Source organism: Chloroflexus sp. (assembly GCF_034431535.1).
Taxonomy (GTDB): Bacteria; Chloroflexota; Chloroflexia; order Chloroflexales; family Chloroflexaceae; genus Chloroflexus.
This window is the reverse complement of the sequence record NZ_DAOUDC010000019.1, coordinates 41,667-50,390: the sequence shown is the minus strand read 5'-3', so window position 1 is coordinate 50,390 and position 8,724 is coordinate 41,667. Positions and strand designations below refer to the sequence as shown.

7 protein-coding genes are annotated in these 8,724 nt (G+C 61.8%); 2 read left to right on the top strand and 5 right to left on the bottom strand.

Going from position 1 to position 8,724, the window contains the following annotated elements:
* Nucleotides 1-4: 4 nt before the first annotated feature.
* Complete coding sequence (locus U9R61_RS05635) at nucleotides 5-1,954, bottom strand: ATP-dependent helicase (RefSeq protein WP_322487843.1); 1,950 nt, start codon at nucleotides 1,952-1,954, stop codon at nucleotides 5-7.
* A gap of 184 nt (nucleotides 1,955-2,138) precedes the next feature.
* On the opposite strand from U9R61_RS05635, the gene U9R61_RS05630 reads away from it, so the two are divergent.
* Both U9R61_RS05630 and U9R61_RS05625 read left to right on the top strand, forming a co-directional pair.
* Nucleotides 2,139-3,179: a zinc-dependent alcohol dehydrogenase family protein gene (locus U9R61_RS05630; protein ID WP_322487842.1), complete on the top strand. Its 1,041-nt coding sequence runs from the start codon at nucleotides 2,139-2,141 to the stop codon at nucleotides 3,177-3,179.
* A gap of 82 nt (nucleotides 3,180-3,261) precedes the next feature.
* On the top strand, nucleotides 3,262-4,770 hold the full coding sequence (locus U9R61_RS05625; RefSeq protein ID WP_322487841.1) for a hypothetical protein: 1,509 nt from the start codon (nucleotides 3,262-3,264) through the stop codon (nucleotides 4,768-4,770).
* On the opposite strand, the gene U9R61_RS05620 is transcribed toward U9R61_RS05625, so the two are convergent.
* The 4 genes from U9R61_RS05620 to U9R61_RS05605 all read right to left on the bottom strand — a co-directional run bounded on the left by U9R61_RS05620 (nucleotide 4,767) and on the right by U9R61_RS05605 (nucleotide 8,624).
* Nucleotides 4,767-5,633: an SDR family oxidoreductase gene (locus tag U9R61_RS05620; RefSeq protein WP_322487840.1), complete on the bottom strand. Its 867-nt coding sequence runs from the start codon at nucleotides 5,631-5,633 to the stop codon at nucleotides 4,767-4,769. The genes U9R61_RS05625 and U9R61_RS05620 overlap by 4 nt on opposite strands.
* A 45-nt stretch (nucleotides 5,634-5,678) precedes the next feature.
* Nucleotides 5,679-6,401: a ribonuclease III gene (rnc, locus tag U9R61_RS05615; RefSeq protein WP_322487839.1), complete on the bottom strand. Its 723-nt coding sequence runs from the start codon at nucleotides 6,399-6,401 to the stop codon at nucleotides 5,679-5,681.
* Nucleotides 6,402-6,406: 5 nt separating this feature from the next.
* A complete protein-coding gene (gene fabF, locus U9R61_RS05610; protein WP_322487838.1) occupies nucleotides 6,407-7,648 on the bottom strand; it encodes a beta-ketoacyl-ACP synthase II in 1,242 nt (413 codons plus the stop codon).
* Between the two features lie 112 nt (nucleotides 7,649-7,760).
* A complete protein-coding gene (locus U9R61_RS05605; protein WP_322487837.1) occupies nucleotides 7,761-8,624 on the bottom strand; it encodes a fumarylacetoacetate hydrolase family protein in 864 nt (287 codons plus the stop codon).
* Between the last annotated feature and the right edge of the window lie 100 nt (nucleotides 8,625-8,724).

The window sequence follows — 8,724 nt, the reverse complement described above, 5'->3', positions numbered from 1 at the left end:
GCCCCTACGGGGGCGTCGCGTGCGACGCCCCCGTTCGTTCGCGGCCAAAGGCAATAATTTCGTCGAGGAAGCGGGATGGTTTGAGGCGCTGGCCGCGGTTGCGGCTGGATGTCCACGATAGGTAGAGCCGTTCGGCGGCGCGGGTGATAGCGACATAGCATAACCGCCGCTCTTCCTCAAGGCTGGCCGGGTCGCCAAGGCTGCGTTCGTGGGGCAAGGTGCCTTCCTCTAACCCGACCACAAACACAAACGGCCATTCCAGCCCTTTGGCGGCGTGAATCGTGAGCAATTGCACCCGATCACGATCATCGTCGTCATCGTTGGTATTGGTCATCAGGGCCACTTCCTGCAAGAACGAGCTCAGCTCGGTATGCTCTTCAGCGGCGCGCAGCAACTCTTGCAGATGAGCGCGCGCTTCGGCCAATTCTTCGGCGTCGAACCGTTCGGCCAGAGCGGCCATATAGCCGCTCTGTTCCAATACATCGGCCAGCAGATGATCGGGCGGCATCGTGCCCGTCGCCAGCCGCCGCCAGCGTTGGAGCAGGGCAAACAGGCGGCGGGCGCCTTCGACCGCGCGCGGGCTAAGGCCGGGGATAGCGGCGGCGTGGCCGAGCGCCTCGCTGAGCGGGATCGCTTGGGCAGCGGCAAAGGCGGCGATGGTGGCTAGCGCCTGCCCGCCCAACCCGCGCGCTGGCACATTGGCAATCCGGGTAAGGCTCAGGCTATCGGCAGGATTGGCGATGCAGCGCAGATAAGCCAGCGCATCGCGCACTACGGCCCGGTCGAAAAAGCTGACCCCGCCGCGCACCACGTAGGGCAGGCGGGCATGGCGCAACGCCTGTTCGAGCGGGCGGCTCATGTGGCGGGTGCGGAAGAGCACCGCTACTTCGCGCAAGCGGCGGCCTTGCCGTTGCAGCTCGGCAATCGAACGGGCCACCTGCTCAGCCTCTTCGCGGCTATCCTTAGCTTCGCTGATCAACACACACCGCTCGGCGGCGACTGTCGCCGCGGCACGTAACTGCATGGGGGCCACGCTGCGGCTATGGCGAATAATGGCATAGGCCGCATCGAGGATCGGCTGGCGCGAGCGGTAATTGGTCGCCAGCTCGATCACCTGTGCGTCGGGAAAATCGGTGGCAAAGCGACTGATAATGCTGTGATCGGCATTGCGAAAACCGTAGATGCTCTGCATGGCATCGCCAACCACGAACAGCGAACGGGGACGGTTGGCGGTTGGGCGGGTGAGCAGCTCGATCAGGGCGTGCTGGCTGGGATCGGTATCTTGATACTCATCAACCAGCACGTGCGACCAGCGCTGCTGGTAGGTCGCCAACAGATCATGGTCTTCGCTGAGCAGGCGGTAGGCGGTGAGGATCAGGTCATCGAAATCGAGCGCATTGGCCTGTTCGAGAGCGCGCTGGTAGCGGCGGTAGCACGCGGCGACGAAGCGGTCGAGCGGATCGGCGGCGAAGCGGGCCATCAATCGTGGGGTGAGCATGCGACTCTTGGCGCGGGAAATCAGGCGCAGCATCTCATCGGCTTCAATCATACGCGGCGGCGTTTCGGTGACGCCGGCCAAGGCCTCGGCAGCCAATTGCAACTGTTCATCACCGGCGTAGATCGAGAACGATGCGGTATAGCCCTTCAGGCGGCCTTCAATCGACTCGCGCAGGATGCGGGTGCAGACGGCGTGAAAGGTGCCGCTGGCGAGGCCGCGAATGCGCGCGCCAAGCAGACCGCGCAGCCGCTCGCGCATCTCGCGCGCCGCCTTGTTGGTAAAGGTGACGGCCAATATCTGCGACGGCGACACGCCGTAATGGGTAATCAAATAGGCAATGCGCAACGTCAGCACGCGCGTCTTGCCGCTGCCGGCGCCAGCCTTGACCAGCACCGGCCCGATCGGCGCCGTCACGGCGGCGCGTTGCGCCGGATTAAGGTGGTTGAGCTGTTCCATAGACCATCCAATTCGCCAACCCGCAGGATCGCCAGCGGAGTATTATACCAGATGAGACAGGGCCAGGTGATGAAGTCCGCTTGAAGACGATAATGGTAGAATACGTGGCGTAGCTTGATCCGCAGTCTCTTGCTTCATCCCACGATGATGGCAAGTAACCCATCATTTGCAGAGGAGTAGCCTCATGCGCGCTGTTTACTACGAAGCCTTCGGCCAGATGCCTTGGATTGCCAATCTGCCTGATCCCGCGCCATCACCCGATGGAGTAGTGCTGGCGGTGCGCGCCACCGGTCTGTGCCGCAGCGATTGGCACGGCTGGATGGGGCACGATCCCGACATTAAGCTGCCGCATGTGCCGGGGCACGAACTGGCCGGCGAAGTGGTCGCAGTTGGCGAGCGCGTCACCCGTTGGCGGGTTGGCGATCGAGTGACGGCGCCCTTCGTCTGCGCCTGTGGCGTTTGCCCGCAGTGCCAAACCGGTCAGCAGCAGGTGTGCGATCACCAGTTTCAGCCGGGATTCACCCACTGGGGATCGTTCGCCGAATATGTTGCGCTTGATCGCGCCGATCTCAATCTGGTGCGCTTGCCTGATGAGATGAGCTTTGCTACTGCCGCCAGTCTCGGTTGTCGGTTCGCGACCGCGTTCCGTGCCGTGGTTGATCTGGGCCGGGTCAGCGCCGGCGAGTGGGTGGCGGTGTATGGCTGCGGCGGGGTTGGCTTGTCGGCGATTATGCTGGCCAGCGCGTTAGGCGGGCAAGTAATCGGGATCGATATTAATCCAGAGCGGTTAGAACTGGCGCGCGCGGTTGGCGCAACTGCGGTGGTTGATGCGATGGCTGAAGCTGATGTGGTGAGCGCGGTGCGCGATCTGAGCGGCGGCGGGGTGCATTTGTCGCTCGATGCGCTGGGCAGTCCAACCACCTGCGCTAACTCGATCGCCAGCTTGCGCAAACGGGGCCGCCATGTGCAAGTGGGGCTGTTGTTGGCCGCGCAACGCATGCCGCCGTTGCCGATGGATATTGTCGTGGCCCGCGAGCTGGTGATGATGGGCAGCCACGGGATGCAAGCCCACCGCTACGACGCCATGCTCGATTTGATCCAGTCGGGCAAGGTGCAACCGCAACGCTTGATCGGGCGCACGATCCGGCTGGACGAAGCGCCGGCGGCGCTGGTCGATCTCGACAGCTTTCGTGGGGCGGGGGTGACGGTGATTACCGAATTCTAACCGGTAGCGACCGCGGCGCATTTTGGTAATAGGCGCCGGGTACAATGATGAGCGTGACATCGCTCGTTCCAGTGGAGTAGGTATGCGCGAACATTCACCTCCGCAGCAGCTATCGTGGTCGAACTGGCACAAAGCGCTGATGGCGTTGGTGTGGTCGATCATTGTTGTGGTAAGTTTGCAGTCTTACACCGATCCCGACTTGTGGGGGCACTTACGCTTTGGTCTCGATGCTATCGCGAGCGGATCAATCACGAAGGTTGACCCCTATTCCTACCTAACGCAAGGTCATCCGTGGATTAACCACGAGTGGTTGATGGAAGTCACGATGGGGGTGGCATGGCTGGCCGGCAATGAACGCGGTCTGATTCTGCTACGGCTCATCGTCTATATGGCGACGCTGGCAATCGTGCTGTGGTGGTTGACCGGCGTGAAAAAGCTTTCGTTCATTCCCACCGTGATCGTTTGGCTCTGCGTGGTCGCTGCGACGATTGCATTTAATACGGTGGTACGCCCGCAACTCTTTACCTTTCTCCTGTTTGCGATCACGCTTATCATCATTGACCGGGCCGAGTATGGCTATTACCGCGGCTTGTGGTTGATGCCATTGGTCGTAGCAACGTGGGTGAATCTGCACGGCGGCTTTCTAGCTGGTTGCGGCGTGCTTGGGGTATGGACAATCGCCCATCTTGCGCTCAATCGCCATCGTTGGCTTCAGGTAGCGCCGCCGGTGGCGTTGAGCGCGTTGGCTACGCTGGCCAATCCCTACGGCTGGGATCTCTTGCGCTTTCTGTTGGAGACGGCTACCGGCGACCGGCCTGAAATTGCTGACTGGACGCCGCTTGCAGTACGGAGTTCGCTCGGTCTCGTCTACCTCGCAATTGTCGGTCTCGCACTGCTGAGCGTGTATTTTTCAACTTTACCGCGCCGCCCGGTATTGATCGGTCTGTTCGCGTTGGTGGCGGTGATGCCGCTGATGGCAGTGCGACATTTGCCGTTGATGGGGTTGGCATTCGCAATCTTTATCGGCGAGCATGTGGGTGTGGCATGGCATCAGATCATGCGGCAGCAACGCGACATCGCGATCCCGCGCCAACTGCAAGCCGTGCCGTGGGTCTTAGCCATTGTGGTCATAGCCAGCGGCATGTTTGGTTTTTCGTGGCGCTTTGCTTCTGGCATGAACATGCCGTACAACGCCATGATTTTGTTGCGCGAGAGCGATTTTCGCGGGAAGTTGATGAATGATTTTGGCTGGGGCCAGTTTTTGATCTGGCACCTTGGCCCAGCAGTGCAAGTGGGGATGGATGGCCGGCGTGAAACGGTCTATCCGCATCACATTTACGAACAATATCTCGACTTCCACACCGGCTTGAACGATTGGGAAGCGATTCTGCGTTACGCTCCGCCGGATGCTATCCTGATCCAGCGCGATTCACCGCCGGCCAATTTGCTCGCCCTTCACCCCGACTGGCAACAGATCTTCGCCGATGAGATCAGTGTGTTGTTCGTCAATACCTCATCGACGGCTGCACAGGCCCTAACTAGGTATGTGCAGCCGTTTGCGCCGCCAGCGGAAGTCGCCGTCTTTCCTTAATCGAGCGCCGGCAACCGGCCTATAGTGCGCAACACCTCGCGCGGGCCGCGCAGCCGGTATCCCAACCCAAGGGCGCGGCTGATGTCGAGCGCGCAGTTACGCGGGCGCGGGGTGGGGCTTTCGGCGCTGAACGCACCAGCGATACGGTTTGGGTCGAGGCCATACGCTTGGGCGAGCAGCCGGCCCCACTCGTAGCGGCTGATCGTCTCGGTGCCGGCCAGATTGATCACCCCGCGATAATCACTCTGCGCCAGATCGAGCAGCGCCGCTGCCAGATCATCAACGAACACGGGGCAGCGCAGCTCGTCGTAAAAGAGTTTCTCCGTCCGTTCGCCACGCGCTACGGCCAGTGCAAAGGCGCTGTGGCGGTCGAGCGGATCGAAGCCGTAGATGAGCGAGGTGCGTACAATCGCGGCTGCCGGATAGATCGCCTGCACCAGCGCTTCGGCCCGGGCCTTGGCCCGGCCATAATCAGTGATCGGGTTGGGCAGATCGGCTTCGGTGTAGGCGCCGGCTTTTTCGCCATCGAAAATCACGTCGCTCGACATGTGGATCAGGCGCGCGCCGATCTGCGCCGCGGCAGCAGCGATGTAGCCGGGGCCTTCGCCGGTGATCGCCATCAGGTCGGGTTCGTACTGGCGGAAGGCGGTGTGGATGATGGCAGCGGGTTGCACGGCAGTGATGAGGGCGCTCACTGCCGCCGGATCGCGCAGATCGAGCGGTTGCCAAATCACGCCGGGTTGGGCCGGCGGGGTGTGGCTATGAAAGGTAGCGACGACCGGGAGGCCACGCGCGCGGGCATGACGGATCAGTGCGCTGCCAAGATAGCCGGTGCCGCCGGTGATGAGGTAGGTGGTGTTCATCGTGAGTCGATTGATGAGAGCCGCACGCCGTGCGGCTATACTGGGCTAGGCCGTATCGTTGGGAGCCGCACGCTGTGCGGCTGTACACAATGCAGCAAGCGCGGCTTGGGCCGCGGCTTTTTTGGCCTCTTTTTTGCTGGGGCCGCTCCCGATATATTCTGTTCCTTCCACCAGCACGGCCATCACATATTCGCGCCGGTGGTCGGGGCCGCGCTCGTCGATCAGGCGATAAGCAGGCAAGCTCTTGTGGCGAGCTTGCACCAGCTCTTGCAAGGCGGTGGTCGGGTCGGTCACGCTCTGGCGGATTTTATCAATTCGTGCGCGCAAGAAGGGCACAATAAATTCAATCGCCGTTTCCAGCCCCTGATCGAGATAGATCGCGCCGATCAGCGCCTCGAACAGATCGGCCAGCAAGGCCGGACGCCGCCGCCCCACCGGATTATCTTCACCCCGCGAGAGATAGGCATACTGGCCGAGATTGAGCTGGGCAGTACACTCGGCCAGCCCTTTGGTGCTGACCAGCGCCGCCCGCCAATGAGTCAGCGTGGCTTCGTCTTGATCGGGAAAGTTGGTAAACAACCACGTCGTCGTAACAAAATGCAGCACCGAGTCACCGAGAAACTCCAACCGTTCGTTATCGGTCAGCTCGCGTAGCAGATGCGACTGCTCGTTCAAGAGCGAACGGTGGGTCAGCGCCGTCTGCAACAGCTTACGATCGCGAAAGGCGAGTCCGAGTTCCCGTTCGAGGGCGGCTAGCCGGTCGACCATCGTGATTACCCGTGATACTTACGGAAGGCAAGGCAGACATTGTGCCCGCCAAATCCAAACGAGTTGCTCAGAGCCACGTTAATTGTCGCCGGACGCGGCTGGTTGGACACATAGTCGAGATCGCATTCCGGGTCAGGCTGCTGCAAATTGATCGTCGCCGGCAAGAGATTGTGCTGCATGGCCAGTACCGTCACCACCGTCTCGATCGCACCGGCGGCGCCGAGCAGATGGCCAAACTGCGACTTGCTGGCGCTGACCGGCGGCGACTGCTCGCGCCCGCCAAAGACCTGCTTGATCGCGGCGGTTTCCACCGGATCACCGGCAGGGGTCGAGGTGGCGTGGGCATTGATGTAATCAACTTCGCTGGGAGCAATACCGCCCCGTTGCAGCGCGAGCCGGATAGCGCGGGCCACTCCCTCGCCGTCTTCGGCCAAGTTCGAGATGTGGTAAGCGTCGGAGGTAGCGCCATAGCCGGCCACTTCGGCCAGAATACGCGCGCCGCGGGCGCGGGCGAACTCAAGGTCTTCGAGAATAAGCACCGCTGCGCCTTCACCCATCACAAACCCATCACGTTCGGCGTCGAAGGGGCGGGAGGCATGCGCATAGTCTTCGTTGCGGGTCGAAAGGGCACGCATCGCGTTAAAGCCAGCCACCCCGATCGGGGTAATGCTGGCCTCGCTGCCGCCAACGATCATCGCCTTGGCCCAGCCGCGCCGGATCGTCTCGGCAGCCTCGCCCAGCGCGTGGGCCGAGCTAGCGCAGGCCGAGGTGACGCAGTAGCTTGGCCCGCGCGCACCGGTGACGATCGAGACCTGCCCGGCGGCGAGGTTGGTGATCATAGCTGGGATGAGGAACGGGCTGATACGGCCCGGTCCACGGCTGCGCAATACCTCCAACTGTTCTGAGAGCGTCGCGATGCCGCCGATGCCACTGGCAATAAAGACGCCGATCTCATCGCGGTTGGCGGGGGTAATCTCTAATTCGGCGTCGCGCAGCGCCTCTTTGGTGGCGGCCACAGCAAACTGGACAAAGCGGTCGGTGCGGCGGGCCTCTTTCCGATCCATATAGTTGGTTGGATCGAAGCCTTTGACTTCAGCGGCAAACCGGGTATCAAAACCGGTGGGATCAAACAGCGTGATCGGGCCGACGCCGCTACGCGCTGTGACAATCCCTTGCCAGAGTTCGGCTACGCTGAGGCCCAATGGGCTAATCGCCCCCATGCCGGTCACTACCACCCGTCGATCCATGGCCGCTCCTTGTTACGAATGTTTATCAAAAAACGATCACACCGGCGCGCATTATATCATGCTGCGCCGGTATAGTGGTAATGAAGCGCACCGCCGTGCGCCCCTCTATGGGTTACGCGACAACCTCATTGCGCAAGACGCCGATCCCGTCGATTTCGGCCTCCATCACGTCGCCGGCCTGCAACCACCGCTGCGGGGTCATGCCCATACCAACGCCGGCAGGGGTACCGGTGGCGATAATATCACCCGGTTCGAGCGTGATGCCGTGGCTGAAGGTGGCGATGCAGGTGGGAATATCGAAGATCATATCGCGCGTCACCGAGTTCTGCACCAGCTCGCCGTTGAGGCGCAGGCGAATGCCGAGCGCGTGGGGATCGGGAATCTCGTCGGCGGTGACGATCCACGGCCCCATGGGCGCGCTGCCGTCGAGACTCTTGCTATAGAAGAACTGATGATGGCGCGATTGCAGATCGCGCGCGCTAACATCGTTGAGAATGGTATAGCCAAAGATGTAATTGTAGGCTTCGCTGGCCGGAATATCGCGCCCGCGCTTCCCGATGATCACTGCCAGCTCCACTTCCCAGTCGCGCTGCGACGAGACATCGGCCATCAGCGGCACCGGCGCGTTGGGGTGATTAACGGCAGTGGGCATCTTGCTAAAGAAGACCGGATGTTGCGGCAATTTCTCTGGCAAGCCCTTCGCGCGCAGCGACTCGATCGCGTGGGCAGCGTAGTTCATGCCAAGACAGATGATATTCTTGCGCGGGCGCGGGATCGGGGCGCGCAATTCCACCGCCGCCAGCGCCGGGCCGCCGGCTGCCACCTCAACCACCTTCCGCGCCTCGGCCAGCAATTCCGGCCCGCCCTCGATCAACTCCAGCATCGACGCCGCCACCAGCGAGAGATCGATCACCTCGTCGCCGCGCAGCGCTCCTACCCGCTCAACCCCTTCGTACCGGTAGGTCAACAGCTTCATAGCTCCTCCAACATTGCACACTGCATCCTGTGCGGGCTATTGTACCGCAGCAGGCGTGGGGTGATGATAAACGCAGCGGGTGGAGCGAGCATAGCCATCT